Source organism: Methylobacillus arboreus (assembly GCF_020532725.1).
Taxonomy (GTDB): Bacteria; Pseudomonadota; Gammaproteobacteria; order Burkholderiales; family Methylophilaceae; genus Methylobacillus; species Methylobacillus arboreus.
The window spans coordinates 818,403-839,040 of sequence record NZ_JAJAVC010000003.1 but is presented as its reverse complement, the minus strand read 5'-3'; the positions used below and the strand labels follow the sequence as shown (position 1 = coordinate 839,040).

Annotated in this window: 20 protein-coding genes; 15 read left to right on the top strand and 5 right to left on the bottom strand. The window is 52.8% G+C overall.

Annotated features, from left to right (window positions below):
* The first annotated feature begins 56 nt into the window (after positions 1 to 56).
* From rpsB to rnhB, 15 genes are all read left to right on the top strand, one after another.
* Complete coding sequence (rpsB, locus tag LG198_RS03965) at positions 57 to 806, top strand: 30S ribosomal protein S2 (RefSeq protein WP_230341856.1); 750 nt, start codon at positions 57 to 59, stop codon at positions 804 to 806.
* Between the two features lie 104 nt (positions 807 to 910).
* Positions 911 to 1,786 carry a translation elongation factor Ts gene (gene tsf, locus LG198_RS03960; RefSeq protein ID WP_230341855.1) on the top strand — a complete coding sequence of 292 codons (876 nt, stop codon included), beginning with the start codon at positions 911 to 913 and terminating at the stop codon, positions 1,784 to 1,786.
* A gap of 108 nt (positions 1,787 to 1,894) precedes the next feature.
* Positions 1,895 to 2,611 (top strand): UMP kinase, encoded by a 717-nt coding sequence (gene pyrH / locus LG198_RS03955; protein ID WP_230341854.1) that lies wholly within the window; start codon positions 1,895 to 1,897, stop codon positions 2,609 to 2,611.
* 32 nt (positions 2,612 to 2,643) lie between these two features.
* Positions 2,644 to 3,201, top strand: coding sequence for a ribosome recycling factor (gene frr / locus LG198_RS03950; protein WP_230341853.1), 558 nt, complete (start codon positions 2,644 to 2,646; stop codon positions 3,199 to 3,201).
* Positions 3,202 to 3,263: 62 nt separating this feature from the next.
* Complete coding sequence (locus tag LG198_RS03945; protein ID WP_230341852.1) at positions 3,264 to 4,016, top strand: isoprenyl transferase; 753 nt, start codon at positions 3,264 to 3,266, stop codon at positions 4,014 to 4,016.
* A 1-nt stretch (position 4,017) separates the two neighbouring features.
* Positions 4,018 to 4,845, top strand: a complete 828-nt coding sequence (locus LG198_RS03940; RefSeq protein WP_230341851.1) for a phosphatidate cytidylyltransferase — start codon at positions 4,018 to 4,020, stop codon at positions 4,843 to 4,845.
* Between the two features lie 2 nt (positions 4,846 to 4,847).
* Positions 4,848 to 6,032, top strand: coding sequence for a 1-deoxy-D-xylulose-5-phosphate reductoisomerase (ispC, locus tag LG198_RS03935; RefSeq protein WP_230341850.1), 1,185 nt, complete (start codon positions 4,848 to 4,850; stop codon positions 6,030 to 6,032).
* Entirely contained in the window at positions 6,026 to 7,393 is a 1,368-nt protein-coding gene (rseP, locus tag LG198_RS03930) for an RIP metalloprotease RseP (RefSeq protein WP_230341849.1), read from the top strand. Before ispC ends, rseP begins: the two co-directional genes overlap by 7 nt.
* 5 nt (positions 7,394 to 7,398) lie before the next feature.
* Positions 7,399 to 9,741: an outer membrane protein assembly factor BamA gene (gene bamA, locus LG198_RS03925; protein WP_230341848.1), complete on the top strand. Its 2,343-nt coding sequence runs from the start codon at positions 7,399 to 7,401 to the stop codon at positions 9,739 to 9,741.
* An 85-nt stretch (positions 9,742 to 9,826) separates the two neighbouring features.
* Positions 9,827 to 10,330 carry an OmpH family outer membrane protein gene (locus tag LG198_RS03920; RefSeq protein ID WP_230341847.1) on the top strand — a complete coding sequence of 168 codons (504 nt, stop codon included), beginning with the start codon at positions 9,827 to 9,829 and terminating at the stop codon, positions 10,328 to 10,330.
* A 19-nt stretch (positions 10,331 to 10,349) separates the two neighbouring features.
* Entirely contained in the window at positions 10,350 to 11,402 is a 1,053-nt protein-coding gene (gene lpxD, locus LG198_RS03915; RefSeq protein WP_230341846.1) for a UDP-3-O-(3-hydroxymyristoyl)glucosamine N-acyltransferase, read from the top strand.
* Between the two features lie 29 nt (positions 11,403 to 11,431).
* Positions 11,432 to 11,893 carry a 3-hydroxyacyl-ACP dehydratase FabZ gene (fabZ, locus tag LG198_RS03910; protein WP_230341845.1) on the top strand — a complete coding sequence of 154 codons (462 nt, stop codon included), beginning with the start codon at positions 11,432 to 11,434 and terminating at the stop codon, positions 11,891 to 11,893.
* Positions 11,893 to 12,675 (top strand): acyl-ACP--UDP-N-acetylglucosamine O-acyltransferase, encoded by a 783-nt coding sequence (lpxA, locus tag LG198_RS03905; RefSeq protein WP_230341844.1) that lies wholly within the window; start codon positions 11,893 to 11,895, stop codon positions 12,673 to 12,675. Before fabZ ends, lpxA begins: the two co-directional genes overlap by 1 nt.
* A 14-nt stretch (positions 12,676 to 12,689) precedes the next feature.
* Entirely contained in the window at positions 12,690 to 13,826 is a 1,137-nt protein-coding gene (lpxB, locus tag LG198_RS03900; protein WP_230341843.1) for a lipid-A-disaccharide synthase, read from the top strand.
* A complete protein-coding gene (gene rnhB, locus LG198_RS03895; protein WP_230341842.1) occupies positions 13,823 to 14,404 on the top strand; it encodes a ribonuclease HII in 582 nt (193 codons plus the stop codon). Before lpxB ends, rnhB begins: the two co-directional genes overlap by 4 nt.
* 19 nt (positions 14,405 to 14,423) lie before the next feature.
* Here rnhB and LG198_RS03890 read toward each other — a convergent pair whose 3' ends face one another.
* The 5 genes from LG198_RS03890 to LG198_RS03870 all read right to left on the bottom strand — a co-directional run bounded on the left by LG198_RS03890 (position 14,424) and on the right by LG198_RS03870 (position 20,636).
* Positions 14,424 to 15,113 carry an SAM-dependent methyltransferase gene (locus LG198_RS03890; RefSeq protein ID WP_230341841.1) on the bottom strand — a complete coding sequence of 230 codons (690 nt, stop codon included), beginning with the start codon at positions 15,111 to 15,113 and terminating at the stop codon, positions 14,424 to 14,426.
* 17 nt (positions 15,114 to 15,130) lie between these two features.
* Entirely contained in the window at positions 15,131 to 16,564 is a 1,434-nt protein-coding gene (locus LG198_RS03885; protein ID WP_230341840.1) for a DUF4139 domain-containing protein, read from the bottom strand.
* Between the two features lie 74 nt (positions 16,565 to 16,638).
* Positions 16,639 to 17,217 carry a Maf family nucleotide pyrophosphatase gene (locus LG198_RS03880; RefSeq protein ID WP_230341839.1) on the bottom strand — a complete coding sequence of 193 codons (579 nt, stop codon included), beginning with the start codon at positions 17,215 to 17,217 and terminating at the stop codon, positions 16,639 to 16,641.
* Between the two features lie 107 nt (positions 17,218 to 17,324).
* A complete protein-coding gene (oadA, locus tag LG198_RS03875; protein WP_230341838.1) occupies positions 17,325 to 19,181 on the bottom strand; it encodes a sodium-extruding oxaloacetate decarboxylase subunit alpha in 1,857 nt (618 codons plus the stop codon).
* 36 nt (positions 19,182 to 19,217) lie between these two features.
* Positions 19,218 to 20,636, bottom strand: coding sequence for an acetyl-CoA carboxylase biotin carboxylase subunit (locus tag LG198_RS03870; RefSeq protein ID WP_230341837.1), 1,419 nt, complete (start codon positions 20,634 to 20,636; stop codon positions 19,218 to 19,220).
* Between the last annotated feature and the right edge of the window lie 2 nt (positions 20,637 to 20,638).

Here is a 20,638-nt window from a genome sequence, read left to right as displayed (position 1 = left end):
TTTAATGTGGATGTTGTTGGGCGTATGGAAGCAATAACCCTTACTGGAGAATTATTATGTCCGTTACCATGCGTCAAATGCTGGAAGCCGGTGTCCACTTCGGCCACCAGACCCGCTACTGGAACCCCAAGATGGCTCAGTACATCTTTGGTGACCGCAACAAGATTCATATCGTCAACCTGGAAAAAACCCTGCCGCTGTTTGAAGATGCACTGAAGTATGTGCGTCAGCTGGCAGCAAACAAGGGCCGTATCCTGTTCGTTGGCACCAAGCGTCAAGCGCGTGAAATCGTCAAGGAAGAGGCACAACGTGCTAATTGCGCCTATGTAAACCACCGTTGGTTGGGCGGCATGCTGACCAACTTCAAGACTGTCAAGCAATCCATCAAGCGCCTGAATGAGTACGAAGCCCTGTTGCAAGACGGCGGCATCGAGAGATTCGGCAAGAAGGAAGCCCTGGGCTATAAGCGCGAAATTGAAAAGCTTGAGCGCTCCATCGGCGGTATCAAGGAAATGGGCGGTCTGCCAGATGCCATTTTCATTATTGACGTAGGTCATGAAAGTGGTGCGGTCACTGAGGCAGCCAAGCTTGGTATTCCCGTGATCGGCGTGGTCGATACCAACAACTCACCTGATGGCGTTGCTTACGTTATCCCTGGTAACGATGACTCCAGTCGTGCTATTCGCCTCTATGCTCGCGGTATTGCCGACGCTGTACTGGAAGGTCGTAGCCATAGCATCAATGAAATAGTCAAGGCAGTGTCTGAAGAAGAATTTGTCGAGGTTGAAGAAGCTGCGGCAGAGTAAGACCCTGTTACAAGGGGGCTTTGGCCCCCTTTTTTTTTGTATCCGAATTTGGTTAGATGAAACCTGGCTAAATGCCACAAAAACAATGTTCAAGGAGTAAAGCAATGGCTGAAATTACCGCAAGTATGGTCAAGGAATTGCGTGAGCGCACAGATGCGCCCATGATGGACTGCAAAAAGGCGCTGACAGAAGCTGAGGGTGATCTGGCTCGTGCAGAAGAAATTCTGCGCGTGCGTTTTGGTAACAAGGCCAGCAAGGCTGCTGGCCGTGTAGCTGCTGAAGGTGTTGTAGCTGTCAGTATCAAGGCAGACGGCAAGCTGGGTGCGATTGTTGAAATCAACTCTGAAACTGACTTCTGCGCCAAGAATGCGGACTTCCTTGCCTTTACGGGCCATGTGGCCGATGCGGCTGCCAGTGAGAAGCCAGCTGATGTGGCTGCTTTGTCCGCACTCAAGATTGAAGGCGGCAGCGTTGAAGATGTCCGCACCCAACTGGTCGGCAAAATTGGTGAAAATATTACCCTGCGCCGCTTTGTCGTGGCTGAAGCCAAGGGCAAGCTGGTGAGCTATGTTCATGGCGGCAAGATTGGTGTATTGCTGGATCTGGTGGGTGGTGATGAGGCACTGGGCAAGGATATTGCCATGCATATTGCTGCTGCCAAGCCTAAGTCCCTGGATGCCAGCGGCATTGCAGCGGAGCTGCTTGATGCCGAGCGCCGTGTTGCCATTGAGAAGGCCAAGGAAGCCGGCAAGCCGGAAGCCATGCTGGAAAAAATTGCCGAAGGGACTGTACAGAAGTTCCTCAAGGAAGTGACTTTGCTGAGCCAGCCTTTCGTCAAGGACGACAAGCAAACCATTGAGCAACTGCTCAAGGCCAACAATGCCAGCATCGCTTCTTTCACCATTTATGTGGTGGGTGAGGGCATTGAAAAGGTAGTGACCGATTTTGCTGCTGAAGTTGCTGCCGCAGCAAAGGTGTAAACTAATGGTCGCGATGCCTGCGACCAGCCTGAAATAAAACGAACGTGAATCACTCTGCGCTCAGGATGGTTCACGTTTCGCACAATTTGCATAACAATAAGGAGCCCCATGAGCACTCCCGCCTATAAGCGCATTTTATTGAAACTCTCTGGCGAAGCCCTGATGGGCGATGACAGCTACGGAATCAACCGAGCGACCATTTTCCGGATTGTGGAAGAGGTCAAGGAAGTGGTTGATCTCGGCGTGGAAGTGGCAGTGGTGATTGGCGGCGGCAATATTTTCCGCGGCGTGGCACCGGCAGCCGAAGGCATGGATCGTGCAACTGCTGATTACATGGGCATGCTGGCCACAGTAATGAATGCACTGGCCCTGCAGGACGCCATGCGCCAAATAGGGCTGGTAAGCCGCGTTCAGTCAGCCCTGAATATCGAGCAGGTGGCCGAGCCTTATATTCGCGGCAAGGCAATCCGTTACCTTGAAGAAGGCCGTGTGGTCATTTTTGGCGCAGGTACCGGCAATCCATTCTTTACCACTGATACTGCAGCGGCCTTGCGTGGCATGGAGATCAATGCAGATATCGTGCTCAAGGCCACCAAGGTAGATGGTGTCTATACGGATGATCCCAAGCGTAATCCTGAAGCCATGCGCTACAAAACCATCACGTTTGACGAAGCCATTATCAAGAATCTGAAGGTCATGGATGCGACAGCGCTGACACTGTGTCGCGACCAGAAATTACCGATCTCCGTATTCAGCATTTTCCGCCAAGGAGCGCTGAAGCGGGTAGTGATGGGTGAAGACGAGGGAACCCGCGTTCTACCGTAACGCCCAGTACACGTAGTTAGGCAGGAGAAATCATGATACAAGACGTAAAAAATACTGCAGATCAAAAAATGCAGAAGTCCATTGAGGCATTGAAGACTGACTTGAGCAAGGTACGCACTGGACGTGCACATACCGGTTTGCTTGATCACGTCATGGTTGAATATTATGGTTCATTGGTGGCAATCAACCAGGTTGCCAACGTGAGCCTTGGTGACGCGCGCACTCTCAATGTGCAGGCATATGAGAAAACCATGATATCCAAGGTGGAAAAGGCGATTCGCGATTCTGACCTTGGTCTGAACCCAGCGACCAATGGTGACGTTATCCGTGTCCCCATGCCAATGTTGACCGAAGAGCGCAGGCGTGACCTGATCAAGGTTGTGCGTAGTGAAAGTGAAAATGCCAAGGTGGCGGTACGTAATGTGCGCCGCGACGCCAATGACGCACTGAAAAAGCTGGTGAAGGATAAGGAAATCAGTGAGGATGATGAGCGTCGTGCACAGGATGAGGTGCAGAAGCTTACAGATAAATATGTGGCAGAAATTGACAAGTTGCTGCAAACCAAAGAAACCGAGTTGCTGGCTGTTTAATCGCAGCAGTTCTTGTGCGGCAGCCATTGGTTTTTAATTGTTATTATCCCACGGAGCATTGAGTGGCACTTTTTTCCAGCTCCACCCAAACTATCCCGGTAACGGGTGATATTCCCCAGCACATTGCCGTGATCATGGATGGCAATGGCCGCTGGGCCAAAAAGCGCTTTCTGCCCCGTGTTGCAGGGCATAAGCGCGGTGTTGAGATTGTGCGCGAAGTCGTGCGCCTTTGCGCCAACAGTGGCGTGAAATACCTCACCCTGTTTGCATTCAGCAGTGAAAACTGGCGCCGACCGGCTGATGAGGTCAGTTTCTTGATGGGCTTGTTCATGGAAGCCTTGCAGCAGGAAGTGGGCAAACTTGCCGAGAACAATATCCGCTTGCGCATGATTGGGGATTGTTCCCGTTTCGAGCCTGCACTTGTCGCCAAAATTGCCGAAGCCGAAACGCAGACAGCAGGCAATGATGGCCTGACGCTGACGATAGCGGCCAACTATGGCGGCCGCTGGGACATTATGCAGGCAGTCAAGCGCCTGCTGGCAGATAACCCTGCAATCACTGACAGTTTTACCGAGGAAGACCTTTCGGCTTACCTCAGCATGCATTACGCACCAGAGCCTGATCTATTCATCCGTACCGGTGGCGAGCAGCGTATCAGTAATTTTCTGCTATGGCAGCTTGCCTATAGTGAGCTTTATTTCACCGATACCTTGTGGCCGGATTTTGACGAGGCAGAATTCAAGCGCGCGATTGAATCCTATCAGCAACGTGAGCGTCGCTTTGGCCGTACAAGCGAACAACTGATTGCCGACTGATATGTTGAAGACTCGCTTGCTGACGGCTGCTATCCTGATTCCTGCATTCCTGGCAGCGTTATTCCTGCTGCCTGAGCCTTACTGGTCGCTTTTGATGCTGGCAGGGGCTTTGATTGGATTGTGGGAGTGGTCATACATGGCCAGGTTTAAGGTGGCTGTTCGATATCTATATATCGCTGCAACAGTGGTTGCTGGCGTCTTTCTTACATTCTGGCATGGCCCTGAAAATGCCTTCATGCAGGAGTATGCGCTTTATTGGGGCTTGCCCATCGCTGCAGCCTTCTGGATCATCCTGGTGCCAGTCTGGCTATTGACGCGCGCCCATATCCGCAGCCCTTATCTTCTGATGCTGGCTGGCTGGTTGATCATCTTTCCATTATGGCTGGCCTTGGTGAGCCTGCGTGCAATCAACCCATGGCTGCTGCTGGCCATTATGTTGGTGGTCTGGATTGCGGATAGTGCCGCCTATTTTGCCGGTAAGCGTTTTGGCAAGCACAAGCTTGCTGTGCATATCAGCCCCGGAAAAACCTGGGAGGGCGTAGCCGGCGCACTGATTGTGGTGAGTCTTTATGGGCTGGCGCTCTGCTTTGCCTTTAACCTCAACCTGTTGTTGATTGTGGGGTTCTGGGTATTGACGGTATTCAGCATCGTGGGAGATTTGCTTGAGTCCCTGATCAAGCGCCAGGCAGGCGTGAAAGATAGCGGTAATTTGCTTCCCGGCCATGGCGGCGTTCTTGACCGGGTGGATGGATTGACTTCCAGCCTGCCATTGGCGGCGCTTTTCCTGCATCTACCCCTTTATTATCAAGCGTGGATGCATTCCGCGTGACCATGCCCATGCTACAAAATGTCACCATCCTAGGTGCGACCGGTACGATAGGCCTTAATACCCTGGATGTGATTGCGCGCCATTCCGATCGCTATCGCGTATTCGCGCTTACCGCCAATTCCCGGGTGGATGAGCTGGCTCAACTGTGCCGGCAATATCGGCCGCGTTATGCCGTCATGCTCGATGAGCATGCGGCGGAAAAGCTGCAACAAAAGCTGCAAGGCTCAGAGACGCAGGTACTTTCTGGCCTTGAGGCTCTGGAAGAAGTGGCAGCGCATGCTGAAGTGGATGTGGTCATGGCAGCCATCGTTGGCGCTGCGGGACTTAAACCTGCAATTGCTGCGGCCTATGCCGGTAAGCGTATTCTCCTGGCAAATAAGGAAACGCTGGTCATGGCAGGCAGCCTCTTCATGCAGGCAGTGGCGGAGGGAGGAGCCACCCTGTTGCCAATCGATAGTGAGCATAACGCCATATTCCAGGTGATGCCGCCAGCGCGCTTGGCAGCGCTTGAGGATGGCGGCGTAAAGCGCATCCTGCTGACTGCTTCAGGGGGACCTTTCCGCAAGGCAAGTGCGGCTGAACTGATGGCTGTTACCCCGGCACAGGCATTGAACCATCCCAATTGGGTCATGGGGCCTAAAATCACTATTGATTCTGCTACCCTCATGAATAAGGGGCTGGAAGTAATTGAGGCGCATTGGTTGTTCAACGCGCCAGCAGAAAAAATCGAAGTCGTGGTGCATCCGCAAAGCGTCATTCATTCCATGGTGGAGTATATTGACGGTTCCGTACTGGCGCAGATGGGCAACCCGGATATGCGGACCCCGATTGCCTACGGCCTTGGATATCCTGATAGGCTGGAGGCCGGAGTCAGTACCCTGGATTTGTTCAAGGTAGGACGGCTTGATTTCGAGACACCTGACACTGTCCGTTTCCCCTGTTTGCGGTTGGCATTCGATGCCTTGAGGCAGGGTGGCACTGCGCCTGCCATTCTCAATGCAGCCAATGAGGTTGCTGTAGATGCTTTCCTGAAGGGAAACATTGGTTTTCAGGATATTCCACGCTTGATCGAATCCGTATTGACATCAATGAGCATTGCCCCTGTGACATCGATTGCACAATTGATCGAGGTGGATACATTGGCGCGTGCCCATGCAATGGAATGGAGACAGCTGGAAGCATGCTGACCTTATTAGCTTTTCTTGTCACTCTGGGCATCCTGATTGCCGTGCATGAGTATGGCCATTTCCAGGTGGCGCGCTGGTGTAATGTCAAGGTATTGCGTTTTTCGCTCGGTTTTGGCAAGCCTATTTTCAGGCGGACGTTTGGGGCGGACAAGACAGAGTTCGTCATCTCGGCTTTGCCGTTTGGCGGATACGTCAAAATGCTGGATGAGCGTGAGCAGGTAATGCCCGGCAGTCTGAGTGAAACTGAGCTTGCGCGCGCTTTCAACCGGCAATCGGTCTGGAAGCGGATTGCCATTGTATCTGCTGGCCCTGCTGCCAATTTACTACTCGCCATCTTCCTGTATTGGATATTGTTCATGCAAGGCGTGCCGGGCATGAAACCCTTAATTGGCGAGGTACCTGCCCAAACGCCTGCCGCAGCGGCAGGACTGCGAAGCCATGACTTGATTACCTCGGTTGCAGGTGAGCCGGTGGCAAGCTGGACTGATGTGCGCTGGATATTGTTGCAAGAGGCGATCAGGTCGCCAGTGGTCGCTGTAAAGGTGACGGATGAAACGCAGGGTGAGCATGAAACTGCACTCAGATTGGACAGCATAGGAAAGGAAGATTTCGAGTCCGACTTTCTCGACAAACTTGGACTGACGCCTTACCGTCCGCCCATGCCCGCCCGCCTGGGCGATATCGTGCCTGATAGCGCCGCTGCCAAGGCTGGGCTGCAAACAAATGACGAGGTGCTTGCAGTCAATGACAAGCCAATCGCTGAATGGGAGCAGTTTGTCAATTTGGTGCGCGAGCAGCCGGGCCAGCCACTGACATTGAGAATCAAGCGTGGCGACCAGGAGTTGGATGCGGTGGTAACGCCAGAAGCCGTTGATGAAAATGGTAAGCAGATTGGCCGGATTGGTGCCGCCTATAAGATCGACGACGCCATTATAGAAAAGCTTAGTGTCACGGTAAGTTATGGGCCTTTGCAATCTTTTACCCGTGCAGTGGATAAAACCTGGGAAACATCTGTCTTTAGCATCAAGATGCTTGTGCGCATGGTCACTGGCGAAGCCTCATGGAAAGGAGTGAGCGGTCCGGTGACGATTGCCAGTTACGCTGGTCAGAGTGCGCATATCGGATGGAAGTCGTTTATCGGCTTTCTGGCCTTGATCAGTATCAGTTTAGGCGTACTTAATCTCTTGCCCGTACCAGTGTTGGATGGGGGGCATTTGTTGTATTATACGATAGAGATTATCAAAGGCAGTCCGGTCTCTGAAGCCGCCATGGAAGTGGGACAGCGTATTGGTTTGGCAATACTGGCTTTATTGATGGCAGTTGCTTTTTACAACGACATAACCAGGTTTATAACAGGTTGATCTTAATGAAGTTTGGCATGAAGCTTAAACATATCCCGCTACTAATCCTGGCAATATATTCCACTTCCGCATTGGCACAGGAACCTTTCGAGGTCAAGGATATCCGCGTTGAAGGCCTGCAACGCACCGAGGCAGGTACGGTTTTCAATTATCTGCCCGTGCGTGTCGGTGACACGATGACGGAAGAGAAAGCCACGCAGGCGATCAAATCCTTGTATGGCACTGGCTTTTTCAAGGATGTCCGTATCGAGTCCGACAATGGCATCCTCGTGGTGATGGTGCAGGAACGCTCAGCTATTGCCCAGCTTGTCTTCAATGGCAACAAGTCTTTCCCTACCGACAAGATGACGGAAGGCTTGAAGCAGATCGGCCTTGCAGAAGGCCTGATCTTTGACCAGTCAATGCTTGATCGCGCAGAACAGGAAATCAAGCGCCAGTATTTGTCTCAGGGTAAATATAGCGCGTCGGTCAAGACGTCGGTCACGCCTCTGGAACGTAACCGCGTAGCAGTGCGTTTTGATATTGAAGAGGGGGCGGTGTCCAAGATCCGTAATATCAATATTGTAGGCAACAAGGATTTTACCCAGGAAGATCTGCTGGAAAAGCTCACGCTTACCACGCCTAACTGGCTGACCTGGTGGAACAAGAATGACCAGTATTCCCGCCAGAAGCTGACAGCTGACCTCGAGACCTTGCGTTCTTTCTACATGAACCAGGGCTATCTTGAATTCAATATTGATTCAACCCAGGTATCCATCACGCCAGACAAGCGCGATATTTATATCACTATCAATGTCACCGAGGGTGAAAAGTACACGATCACAGATGTTAAGCTGGCTGGTGAAATGCTGATCTCTGAGACAGAGGCACGCAACCTGATTTCAGTGGCGCCAGGCGAAATTTTCAATCGTCAGCGCGTTACTGAGTCCAGCAAGGCGATTAATGATCGCCTGGGCAATGATGGCTATGCGTTTTCCAACGTCAATGCCATTCCCGAGGTGGACAAGGACAAGCATACTGTTGCATTCACGTTCTACATTGATCCGGGCCGCCGGGTGTATGTGCGCCGAATCAACCTGACCGGCAATACGCGCACCCGTGATGAAGTGCTGCGCCGCGAAATGCGCCAGCTTGAATCTGCCTGGTATGGTGCGGACAAGATTGAGCGCTCCAAACAGCGCCTTGAGCGCCTGCAGTACTTCTCTGACGTTAACGTGGAAACGCCTGCTGTGCCAGGCACAACAGACCAGGTCGACCTCAACATCAATGTCACAGAGCGCTCCACCGGTAGCGTGATGTTCGGTGCCGGTTTGTCCAGTTTCGAAGGCGTGGTGCTGGGGGTGACGGTCAATCAGAACAACTTCCTCGGTACCGGTAATCGTGTGGCCGCACAGGTCAATACCGGCCGAATCAATACGGTTTACTCATTGACCTATACCGATCCTTATTTTACGCCGGATGGTGTGAGTCGCGGTTTCAACGTCTATCATCGTAAGGTGGATACTACTTACCTGCGTACCGGTGACTATAAAACTGCATCTACTGGCGCGGGCGTCAACTTTGGCATGCCATTAAATGAACGGGACTTCATCAGTGCTGGTCTAACTTTTGACTACACGGATGTTGAATTAAGTACCAATAGCCCTCCACAGTTCAGGCGTTATTGCAGCAGTTCTGAAGATGCCAATAGTTGCAGCAATAGCTCATGGTTTGTCAATCTTGCCTGGACACATGATACGCGCGATAACATCATGTTCCCGAACAAAGGTGTATTGCAGCGGGTCAGTTCAGAAATCGGCTTGCCGGGGTTGGATCTGCAATACTACAAACTGGAGTACAAACATGCTTGGTACAAAGATATTAGCAAGAACGTGACCTTTATGTTGAATGGTGAACTTGGCTACGGTAATACCTATGGTGACAAGGATTTCCCATTCTTCAAAAACTTCTATGCCGGTGGTGTGAACTCGGTACGTGGTTATGAACAGAGTTCGATTGGCCCACGAATCTACGATACCACAGGGCTTGGATACCGTGATTTTGCTGCGGGCGGTACCAAGCGTATGCTTGCGAATGCTGAACTGTATTTCCCGATTCCAGGTATGAAAGATAACAACGCCTTGCGCTTGAGTGCCTTTGTAGATGCCGGCTCTATTGCAGGCGATGGTATTGATGAGAGTGGGAGGAATTATTCCACCAGCTTAGGAGATATCCGCTATTCGACAGGTATTGGTGTGAGTTGGCTATCGCCATTTGGCCCGATCAAACTGGTATTGGCCAAGCCGCTCAACAAGGAAGACGGCGATCGTACGCAAATGTTGCAATTCCAAATGGGTCAGCAGTTCTAACGTAGTTTAGAATAATGCATTGATTCAAATCGAAGTCTAAATTGAAATCATTGAAGCAAAAGCTTGAATATCAGGAGAAAGTCAATTGAATAAGTTGTTGAAAAGTCTGTTGGTCGCTAGTGCTTTGTCTTTTGCAGTCAGTACTCAGGCTGCCGAATTGAAGATCGGCTATGTGCAGGTTGACAAGATTCTGCAGGAAGCGCCGCAGACTGCCGAAAGTGGCAAGAAGCTGGAGAAGGAGTTTGGTCCGCGGACTACTGAGCTTGATCGGCTGCAAAAGCAGATCAGGGATTTGGAAACCGCACTGGAAAAAGACAGTTTGACCATGTCTGAGGCAGATCGCCGCAACAAGGAGCGTGATGCTTCAAACCTCAAGATCGAGTTTCAGCGCAAGCAGCGTGAGCTGCGTGAAGACGTGAACCTGCGCAAGAATGAAGAATTGGGTGTGTTGCAGGACAGAATCAACAAGGCTGTGACTGCCGTGTCTGAAGCTGAAGGCTATGACCTGGTGGTTTATGGCGGCGTTGCTTATGCCAACAAGAAGATTGATATTACCGACAAGGTATTGAAATCCCTGGGCAAGAAGTAAGCCCGCCAATAGCCATTCAATGAGTACGTCGTATTCCCTGCGGGAGATCGTATCCAGACTGGGAGGTGATGTTCTGGGGCAGGATGATATCCTGATCTCTCGCGTTGCTTCCCTTGCCAATGCCCAGGCAGGGCAGATCAGCTTCCTGACCGATTCCAAATATCGATCCGTGCTTTCTACAACAAAGGCAAGCGCGGTCATATTGACTCCAGACAACCGTGATGTCACGGTATTGCCACGTATTCTCACGGATAACCCCTATGCGTATTTTGCCAAGGTGTCGGATTTGCTTAACCCGGCACTGCAATATGTCGCTGGCGTAGCTGAGACGGCAACCATAGCGCCGAGCGCAAAAGTGCCTGCAAGCTGTACCATCATGGCGAATGCCGTGATCGGTGCCAATGTCATATTGGGGGAGCAGGTGGTCATTCATCCGGGATGTGTCATCGGTGATGACGTGGAGATCGGGGCGCATTCGGTATTGCATGCCAATGTCACGATTTACCATCACTGTTTCATTGGTGAGCGTTGCAATATATTCTCCGGCAGCGTGATTGGTGGTGATGGTTTTGGCTATGCGCCTGAACAGGGCCGCTGGGTAAAGATTCCGCAAGTGGGCCGTGTGATCATTGAAAACGATGTGGATATTGGGGCGAATACCACCATAGACCGCGGGGCGATTGACGATACCATCATCCAGCAAGGCTGCAAGATCGACAATCTTGTGCAGATTGGCCATAACTGCCGTATCGGTGCGCATTCAGTAATTGCGGGATGTGTCGGTATTGCAGGAAGTGCCGTTCTTGGCAACCACTGCCGCATCGGCGGGGCTGCCATGATACTGGGCCATCTTGAAATCGCGGATGGCGTGACCGTATCGCCTGGGAGTATGATTACACGTTCGCTGACCAAGGCGGATACATACACTGCACTGATGCCATTCCAGCGTCACGAGGAGTGGTTGAGGACTGCGGCAGGGATCAGGCGACTTGGAGAGCTTGCAGAGCGCGTCAAACAATTGGAAAAGCAGTTGTCTGCCATGCAAGCGCCGGTTCCCCAGGGAGAGAAATAATAAATTGATGTTGAGAAACGAGAAAAGCCATGACTGAACAAGCTATTACGAGCATGGATATTCATGAAATACTGGATTACCTGCCACACCGATATCCTTTTGTATTGGTGGATCGTGTGCTTTCGCTGGAGTTGAACAAAGAGATTGTGGCCGTCAAGAATGTCACGATCAATGAACCTTTCTTTCCAGGCCATTTCCCCTACCATCCCGTGATGCCGGGGGTGCTTATTGTCGAGGCCCTGGCGCAGGCTGCGGCTATCCTGTCCTTCAAGACCATGGATACCAAGCCCAATGACAAGTCGGTGTATTATTTTGCCGGCATGGACAATGTACGCTTCAAGAAGCCGGTTTCGCCTGGCGACCAGCTCATTCTCAAGGTCAGCATTGATCGCATATTGCGCGGTATCTGGAAATACAAGGGCGAAGCCCTGGTGGATGGTGCTGTCGTGGCTGAGGCCGAGATGATGTGTATCCTGAAGGCGATAGATTGATGGCGGAGCCCAGGATACATCCCACCGCGATTATCGATCCCAAGGCTGAACTGGACTCCAGCGTCGAGGTCGGCCCGTTCAGTATTATCGGCCCTGGTGTACGTATCGATGCAGGCACTCGCGTCGCAAGCCATGTCGTGATCAAGGGGCCGACCATCATCGGCAAGAATAACCAGATATTCCAGTATTCCTCTTTGGGTGAAGTACCGCAGGACAAGAAGTTCAAGGATGAGCCAACCCTGCTTGAAATCGGTGACGGCAATACCATCCGCGAGTTCTGTACCTTCAACCGCGGCACGGTGCAGGATAAGGGCACGACTAAGATCGGTAGCCACAACTGGATCATGGCCTATGTGCATATCGCGCATGATTGCGAGGTGGGCAACCATACGATTTTTGCCAATAACTCCTCCCTGGCGGGCCATGTGGATGTACACGACCATGCCATCCTGGGCGGTTTTACCTTGATTCACCAGTTCTGCAAAATCGGCTCTCATGTCATCACTGCTGTGGGCTCCGTCGTGTTCAAGGATATTCCGCCTTATGTGACGGCAGCCGGCTATGATGCGAAGCCTCATGGCATCAACTCAGAAGGCCTCAAGCGCCGTGGCTTTTCTCCCGACAATATCCTGCAGATCAAGCGTGCCTACAAAACCCTGTACCGCAACGGCTTAACACTGGATGAGGCCAAGCAGCAACTGGCAGAGCAACAGAAAAACTCGCCGGAGCTCAATATCCTGGTTGAGTTTCTCAACCATTCAACCCGCGGCATCGTCCGCTAGAAGCAAGGTGTATCATGCCGACCATTGGTATTGTGGCCGGAGAGGCTTCTGGTGATTTGTTAGGCAGCCACCTGATCCGGGCGCTGAAAAAGCAACGTCCTGATCTCAAGTTTGTTGGGATTGCGGGGCCGAAAATGATGGCCGAAGGTGCTGAGACGCTGTTCCCGATGGAGAGGCTCTCCGTGCGCGGCTATGTCGAGGTCTTGCGCCATTTGCCCGGCCTGCTCAAAATCCGCAAGCAGGTAGCGCAACACTTTCTGCAACACCGGCCCGATGTCTTCATCGGCATTGATGCGCCCGATTTCAATTTCACGCTGGAACGCAAGCTCAAGCAGAATGGCATTCCTACCATTCATTACGTCAGTCCTTCCATTTGGGCCTGGCGCCGGGGCAAGATAAAAAAAATCCAACAGGCCGTATCCCATATGCTCGCATTGTTTCCATTCGAGCCGGAAATTTACCAGCAGGCCGGTGTTCCCGTATCGTATGTCGGGCATCCGCTGGCGGATATGCTGCCGCTGGAACCTGATACCTTGGGCGCCCGGGAAGAACTCAAGCTGCCGCAAGATGGCCTGGTCATTGCCATGCTGCCAGGCAGCCGCCAGAGCGAAGTGCAGCAACTTGCGGATCTTTACATCAAGACTGCAAAGCTCATTGTCGCGCAGCGGCCTGATGCGCATTTTCTCGTACCGTTGATTACGCGCGAGACACGGGCGATTTTTGAGCGCGCCGTGTACCAGAATGAAGCACATGATTTGCCGCTGAAAATCATGTTCGGACATGCCCATCGGGCCATGGAGGCTGCGGATGCCGTTATTGTGGCTTCAGGTACGGCAACGCTGGAAGCGGCGTTGATCAAGCGTCCCATGGTCATTACCTATCGTATGCCGAATTTAAGCTGGCAGATATTGAAACGCATGAAGTACTTGCCTTATGTCGGGCTTCCCAATGTCCTGGCTGGCCGTTTCATCGTGCCGGAACTGCTGCAGCATGATGCAGTGCCTGAAAAGCTGGCTGCGACTACTTTGCAGATGATTAACGACAAATCCCAGGTGGCAGAGATTCAGGCCGAATTCCGCCGCATGCATGAAGTCCTGCGACAAAATACCGAGGAAAGAGCGGCACAGGCAGTGCTGTCGTTTATCAAATGAGCAGCGGACGCGTGATTATCTGTGGCGTGGATGAGGCGGGTAGAGGCCCGTTGGCGGGTGCAGTCTACGCAGCAGCTGTGATACTTGACCCTGAGCGTCCCATCATGGGGCTGGCCGACTCCAAGACCCTGAGCGAAAAGAAACGCGATGCACTGGCGATAGAGATCAAGCAGCATGCGCTGGCCTGGGCGATTGCTTCATGCAGTGCGGCAGAAATCGACGAGATTAATATCCTGCAGGCCAGCCTGTTGGCGATGAAGCGGGCTATCGAGCAACTGGCCGTGCTACCGACAGAGGTGCTGGTCGATGGCCTGCATTGCCCGAGGATTGCAATTCCTGCACAGGGCATCGTTAAAGGTGACAGCAAGGTGCAGGAGATTGCCGCGGCTTCCATCCTGGCCAAGACCGCGCGCGACAAGGAAATGGTCGAAATGCATGTACGCTACCCGCAATATGATTTTGCCAGGCACAAGGGCTATCCCACAGCGCATCACCTCAAATTGCTTGCCGAGCATGGCGTTTGCGAAATCCACAGGCGCAGCTATGCACCAGTCAAAAAACTGCTTGGCTTGATCTAAGGGCTGTCTTCCTCTTAGCTTACGCCAGCAGCAGGAAAACCGTGGGTTGCTTGTGCAGCTCAGGTAATTCCGACTTTGTCCAGTCCTTGATGGGTTTGCTGATGATGAGTTCGGTGGGCAGGCTGAGGTTGCGCGCAATGCAAAGCCGGGTTTCCGCCGCGCAATGGACAAGTATATCCTCCAGCAAGTGTTGGTTGCGGTAAGGCGTCTCGATAAAAATCTGCGTTTCTTGATGTTGTCTTGAATGACGCTCGATCTCTTTGAGTTTCTGGATCCGGGCCTGCTTGTCGCTGGGGATGTAACCCAGAAAAGTAAAGCGCTGGCCATTGAAACCAGAGCCCATGAGCGCAAGCAATATCGACGAAGGGCCGACCAGGGGGGCGACACGTATGTTTTTTCTGTGGGCCAATGCCGCCAGGCGCGCTCCTGGGTCGGCGATGCCAGGGCAGCCAGCTTCGGACATCAGGCCGACATCTTTGCCTGCCAGCAGTGGAGCCAGCAGGGCAGGCAGTTCCGCATCGGTGGTGTGTTCGTTCAGCGTCAACAAGGTCAGTTCGCGTACCGGCTTGGCGGTCTTGATCAGACCCAGGAAGCGGCGTGCCGTTTTCTCATTCTCGACAATAAAGGTATCCAGGCCCTGCGCCTGCTGGATGACATCCTGTGGCAATACCTGGTGAATATTGTCTGCTCCCAGTGTGACCGGGAGCATGTATAACGTGCCGGTGATCAATATTTCACCTGTACCCTGTAGGTGAGTGTGATGCTGCTTTCGGCCGGGATGGTGATCTGCCAGCTTGCAGTATTGCTGCTTGATTTGGCACTTGAGTGGCTTTGGGCCAGGATTTTCCAGTCACCGGGAATGGGCTCTATCACATTGACCTTGACTGGCTGGTTCTTGGCATTCTTGAGCACAATTTCATAAGCGCTTTCAAACTGGCTGTTGCCTTTGGCTGGATTGGGCAGTTTCTTGAAGTCAGTTTGTTTCTTGTCGGCAGTGACATCAAATGCATCGCCTAGCTTGAGGCGCACGGTTTCATTTTTTGCGGTGTGGTCAATGTTGTCTTCACCGACAAACTGGGCGTTGCCCTGACTATCCTTCTTGTAGACGCGCAGGATGCCCTTGGGCAGCGGTTGGCCCAGCTTGGCACTTTCCTTGTTGTCGAACTCGATAAATACGCCCACCTTGAGCTTCTGACCTAGGTCACCTTGGTTGGACTGGTAATAGTAATTGGCGCCTCTCAATACAAGCTCTTTGCGGACGGGAACCGCCTGTGCGCTGAGCAAGGCTACTTGCTTGGTCTGGTTTTCAGCTAACGTGGTTGGACGGTCAAGTGAGTACAAGTGGTACTCAAGCAATGACTCTTCTGCCATGGCGGGTGCGGCATCCGCCATCATCATTTCATTCTTGCGCATCAATGCCATCGGGACAGGACGGGAAGGGGAAATGCGATGTACATCCCCTGCAACCAGTTGCAGCTTGGCATTGCGATAGGTGGTGCCGCTGGTATTGGAAAGCGTGACCCAGCCTGACAAATCCAGTTTATCTTCTGCCGCGTTCAATTCAGCCACATAATCCGCTTTCCAGCCCAAGCCGGAAGTCAGGTAGCTCAATTCAACATCCTGCGGCCCCGCCTGCCTGGTAGTGAGCTGCGTTACCAGGGTTGGACGATCTCTCAGGTTTTCCGGCACGTCCGGATAGACGATGCGGCCGGGGATGCCCGTTTCGATTCGGTCGCCTATCTTGAGTACCGTCCCATTATTTGCTGCCAGCACCAGGGCCGATTCAATGGTTTCGGCTCCTGTTGCAGGGTTGGTTCTGATTACCTGCACGGTGTGGCCAATGTATTTTTCCAGCAATTTCTCTGGGCTGAGCAGGTCATAGTCAAAATTTTGCTCCAATGTCTGCAATTGCCCGCTAAGGCTGCGCAATAAAGCCGTCTCCGCCTGTATCTGTGCGCTGACATCGCGCAGTGCCAATGCATTCAAGCCGGAATTCAGGTTCACCTTGCGCTGGTCCTTGACCAAGGCAAGGTCGCCGTTATAGATCGTGACGGCAATGCTTTGCTGGTCATGCAAGGTGCTGCGGATTTCGTCTTGGGCGGCGATGGCCTGGAAAGCGGTCATTAAGCCTATTGCAAGTAATGTATGCTTGAATGTCATGGATATCCTCCGGTGAAGTACGGTGTTATTAGAGCCTGTTCAACGTTATGTCATGGGGTACGTTGAACAGGCTCTTAGATGATGGCCACACCTTGGTTTGCCAGCATGTCGATCAGGCGAATCAGCGGCAAGCCAATCAATGCGTTGGGGTCATCGCCTTGCATGGCGGCAATGACCGCAATACCCAAGCCTTCTGATTTGGCGCTGCCGGCGCATTGATAAGGCTGTTCCTTGCGTAAATAGTTCTCAATCTGTTGATCGCTCAAGTCGCGGAACTTGACGTGATAAGGCACGACATCGGCTTGCATCTGCTGGTTTGCAGCATTGTATAGGCATAGCGCGCTATGGAATACGACGCTGCGTCCGCGCATCAGCTGCAATTGCTTGACAGCATTCTCATGTGTGAGCGGCTTGCCGAGTTGCAACCCATCCAATGTCGCCACCTGGTCGCAGCCAATGATCAAGGCATCCTGGTGGGTTTCAGCGATCTTGCATGCCTTGGCCTGGGCCAATCGCAACGCGGTCTGCTCCGGGAGTTCGTCCTGTTGTGGTGTCTCGTTAATCTCTGGGGGGTGCACACTGAAGGGTAGCTGCAATCGGGAGAGCAGCTCACGGCGATAGGGTGAGGATGAGGCAAGAATCAGGGATTGCATGGTCGGGTAGGAGCAAAGGCCTTATTGTGTCATGGAGCAGGGAGCATGGCAAAAGGCAAATAAAAAGCCGGTCGGTACCGGCTTTTTATGATTGCCAGAGCAAAGAATTAGTCTGGCTGGATTTCCAGCAAGGCTTCATCCGGGGTGACAGTGTCACCCTTCTTGACGTGAACCGCGACAACTACGCCGGTCTTCGAAGCCTGAATCTCATTTTCCATCTTCATGGCTTCAATCACCAGTACGGCATCGCCGGCACTGACCTTGTCGCCAATATTGACCTTGACGTCGACAATGGTGCCGGGCATGGCAGTGGTCACACAGCCAGGGTGCGATGGGCGAGGGCGGCCGCTGCCGGTGTTGCCGCTTGCCTTCTTCTTGGCCTCGCCATTGCTGCTTTGGCCTCCGCTTGAAACCTCGATTTCACTCAAAGTCTCCAATACGACCTCTTCAGCCACACCATCGACTGAAACGTAGAATGGACGCTGTTCTTCACCATGGTGGCCGCTGCCGGTGAGCTTGATATGGAAGGTTTCACCATGCAGTGTTACGTTGAATTCACTAGGCGCATAGCGGGAGCGTGACTCGCTGGAAGTTACGGCTTCCTTGCTCAATAACTGTTCTGGCTTGAGGCTGCCTGCATTGCGTTCCTGTAGGAAGGTCTTTGCCAAGTCGGGGAACATGGCATAGGTCAGCACATCTTCTTCGCTCTTGGCCAGGCCTTCCACTTCATTGCGCAACTTTTCCATTTCTGCAGTCAACAGATCGGCAGGGCGGCATTCAATCACCTCGGCATTGCCGACAGCGAGGCTGCGTACATCCTCGTTAACGGCAGACGGGGCCTTGCCGTAATGTCCTAATAGGTAGTTTTTCACCTCATTGGTGACGGATTTGTAACGCGCGCCTGTCATCACGTTCAATACCGCCTGGGTACCGACAATTTGTGAGGTAGGTGTTACCAGCGGGGGGAAGCCGAGATCTTCCCGTACGCGCGGGATTTCATTCAGCACCTCATCCATGCGGTTGAGGGCGCCTTGCTCCTTGAGCTGGTTGGACAGGTTGGAGATCATGCCGCCAGGCACTTGGTTGACCAATACGCGGGTGTCTACGCCGGTGAATTCGCTTTCAAACTGCCAGTATTTCTTGCGTACTTCGCGGAAGTAGGCGGAAATTTCCTGCAATAGGCCAATATCGAGGCCTGTATCGTATTCCGTACCTTTGAGTGCGGCCACGATACTTTCCGTAGTGGGTAGGCTGGCGCCTTCCGCAAATGAGGAGATGCATCCGTCAACGATGGCGACGCCATTATCAACAGCGCGCTGGATCGACATGCTGGCAAGGCCGGAAGTGGCGTGGGCATGCAAGTGGATGGGCAGGCTGACGGTTTCGCGCAATGCCTTGACGAGTTCGCCGGTGACCTGCGGTGTCAGCAGACTGGCCATGTCCTTGATGGCGATGGTGTCGCAGCCGAAACTTTCCAGCTCCTTGGCCAGGTTAACGAAATAAGGAATGTCATGCACTGGGCTTGTGGTATAGCTGATCGTGCCTTCTGCATGCTTGCCAACGGTCTTGACGGCTTCGATGGATACCTTGAGGTTGCGCAGGTCGTTCATTGCATCAAAGATGCGGAAGATGTCTACGCCATTGTCGGCAGATTTTTGCACGAATGCGCGAACTACATCGTCGGAGTAGTGGCGGTAGCCCAAAAGGTTCTGGCCGCGCAGCAGCATCTGGATGCGGGTGTTCGGCAACGCGCGGCGTAGCTTTTTCAAGCGCTCCCAGGGATCTTCCCGCAGATAGCGTACGCATGCATCGAATGTCGCGCCGCCCCATGCTTCCAGTGACCAATAGCCGACTGCATCAAGTTTGGAACAAATGGGCAGCATGTCGTCGGTGCGCATGCGGGTCGCAATCAGCGACTGATGACCATCACGTAGAACTACATCGGTTACATGTACTTTTGCCATAATTTCTTCTACCACTTCAAGGTGTTAATGTAAGCCTCAGATACCCTCGTGGGCAGCTATAGCGGCTGAAATCGCCGCAGCAATCAGTTCACGCGGGAACTCGGTTGCATAGTTGGCAAGCTCGGGATGGGACTCTACAAAGCTGGTATTGAACTGCGCATTGCGAAAGTCCGGGTGTTTGAGAATTTCCTGATAGTAAGGAATCGTAGTCTTGACCCCGTAGACAACGGTGTCGTTAAGCGCACGACGGCCGCGTTCAACGACACTTTCCCAATTCAACGCCCAAACAGTGAGTTTTGCACACATGGAGTCATAGTAAGGCGGGATCACATAGCCGCTATACATGGCCGCATCCATACGGATGCCCGGACCGCCGGGAGAGTAGTAGCGCGTGATTTTGCCGAAACTGGGCAGGAAATCGTTTTTTGGGTCTTCCGCATTGATGCGGAACTCCATCGCGAAACCGCGGTACTGGACTTCGGCTTGCTTGTATTGCAGGCGCTGGCCGTCGGCGACGCGGATTTGCTCCTGCACAATGTCGATACCGGTGATCTGCTCGGTCACGGTATGTTCCACCTGCAAACGAGTGTTCATTTCCATGAAGTAGAAATTATTGTCGGAGTCGAGCAGGAACTCGACAGTACCCGCATTTTTGTAGCCGACAGCCTTGGCTGCCTTGACTGCCAGGTTGCCAATGTATTCGCGCTGTGCCTTGCTCAGTTGCGGCGATGGCGCAATCTCGATGAGTTTCTGGTTGCGGCGCTGGATGGAACAGTCGCGCTCGAACAGGTGGATGACGTTGCCATGGCTGTCAGCTAGCACTTGTACTTCAATATGGCGTGGATTAACCACGCATTTTTCAAGAAATACTTCCGGCTTGCCGAAAGCCTTACTGGCTTCGGAAATCACGCGGTCGTAATTGCTGAGCAGCTCTTTTTCGTCATTACAGCGGCGAATACCGCGGCCACCGCCACCATTGGTGGCTTTTAGCATGACGGGATAGCCGATCTTGCCTGCCAGCTTGCGCGCTTCCTCGAGATTTTCGAGGTTGCCTTCACTGCCCGGCACACAGGGGATCCCAGCCTTGATCATGGCGGTGCGCGCCTGGATCTTGTCTCCCATCTGGCGGATGACTTTGGCATCGGGCCCAATGAACTTGATGCCGCGCCGGGCACAGATTTCCGCCAGCTCGGGATTCTCGGAAAGAAAACCATAGCCCGGATGTAGTGCATCACAGCCGGATGCAACTGCCAAATTGACTATATTATGTGCATTCAGGTAGCCCAGAACCGGGTCGGACCCGATGTTATAGGCTTCATCAGCTTTCTTGACATGTAGCGCGTGACGGTCGGCGTCAGAATATATCGCAACAGACTTGATGCCCATTTCAGAGCATGCGCGCACGATGCGCACGGCGATTTCGCCGCGATTGGCAATTAGAATTTTTTTGATCACGA

What these genes read in the sequence shown, in the direction of transcription:
- rpsB (WP_230341856.1), top strand. Translation starts at nt 57, where the DNA reads ATGTCCGTTACCATGCGTCAAATGCTGGAAGCCGGTGTCCACTTCGGC.
- tsf (WP_230341855.1), top strand. Translation starts at nt 911, where the DNA reads ATGGCTGAAATTACCGCAAGTATGGTCAAGGAATTGCGTGAGCGCACA.
- pyrH (WP_230341854.1), top strand. Translation starts at nt 1,895, where the DNA reads ATGAGCACTCCCGCCTATAAGCGCATTTTATTGAAACTCTCTGGCGAA.
- frr (WP_230341853.1), top strand. Translation starts at nt 2,644, where the DNA reads ATGATACAAGACGTAAAAAATACTGCAGATCAAAAAATGCAGAAGTCC.
- LG198_RS03940 (WP_230341851.1), top strand. Translation starts at nt 4,018, where the DNA reads ATGTTGAAGACTCGCTTGCTGACGGCTGCTATCCTGATTCCTGCATTC.
- ispC (WP_230341850.1), top strand. Translation starts at nt 4,848, where the DNA reads ATGCCCATGCTACAAAATGTCACCATCCTAGGTGCGACCGGTACGATA.
- rseP (WP_230341849.1), top strand. Translation starts at nt 6,026, where the DNA reads ATGCTGACCTTATTAGCTTTTCTTGTCACTCTGGGCATCCTGATTGCC.
- bamA (WP_230341848.1), top strand. Translation starts at nt 7,399, where the DNA reads ATGAAGTTTGGCATGAAGCTTAAACATATCCCGCTACTAATCCTGGCA.
- lpxD (WP_230341846.1), top strand. Translation starts at nt 10,350, where the DNA reads ATGAGTACGTCGTATTCCCTGCGGGAGATCGTATCCAGACTGGGAGGT.
- fabZ (WP_230341845.1), top strand. Translation starts at nt 11,432, where the DNA reads ATGACTGAACAAGCTATTACGAGCATGGATATTCATGAAATACTGGAT.
- lpxA (WP_230341844.1), top strand. Translation starts at nt 11,893, where the DNA reads ATGGCGGAGCCCAGGATACATCCCACCGCGATTATCGATCCCAAGGCT.
- lpxB (WP_230341843.1), top strand. Translation starts at nt 12,690, where the DNA reads ATGCCGACCATTGGTATTGTGGCCGGAGAGGCTTCTGGTGATTTGTTA.
- rnhB (WP_230341842.1), top strand. Translation starts at nt 13,823, where the DNA reads ATGAGCAGCGGACGCGTGATTATCTGTGGCGTGGATGAGGCGGGTAGA.
- LG198_RS03890 (WP_230341841.1), bottom strand. Translation starts at nt 15,113, where the DNA reads ATGCTCCCGGTCACACTGGGAGCAGACAATATTCACCAGGTATTGCCA.
- LG198_RS03885 (WP_230341840.1), bottom strand. Translation starts at nt 16,564, where the DNA reads ATGACATTCAAGCATACATTACTTGCAATAGGCTTAATGACCGCTTTC.
- LG198_RS03880 (WP_230341839.1), bottom strand. Translation starts at nt 17,217, where the DNA reads ATGCAATCCCTGATTCTTGCCTCATCCTCACCCTATCGCCGTGAGCTG.
- oadA (WP_230341838.1), bottom strand. Translation starts at nt 19,181, where the DNA reads ATGGCAAAAGTACATGTAACCGATGTAGTTCTACGTGATGGTCATCAG.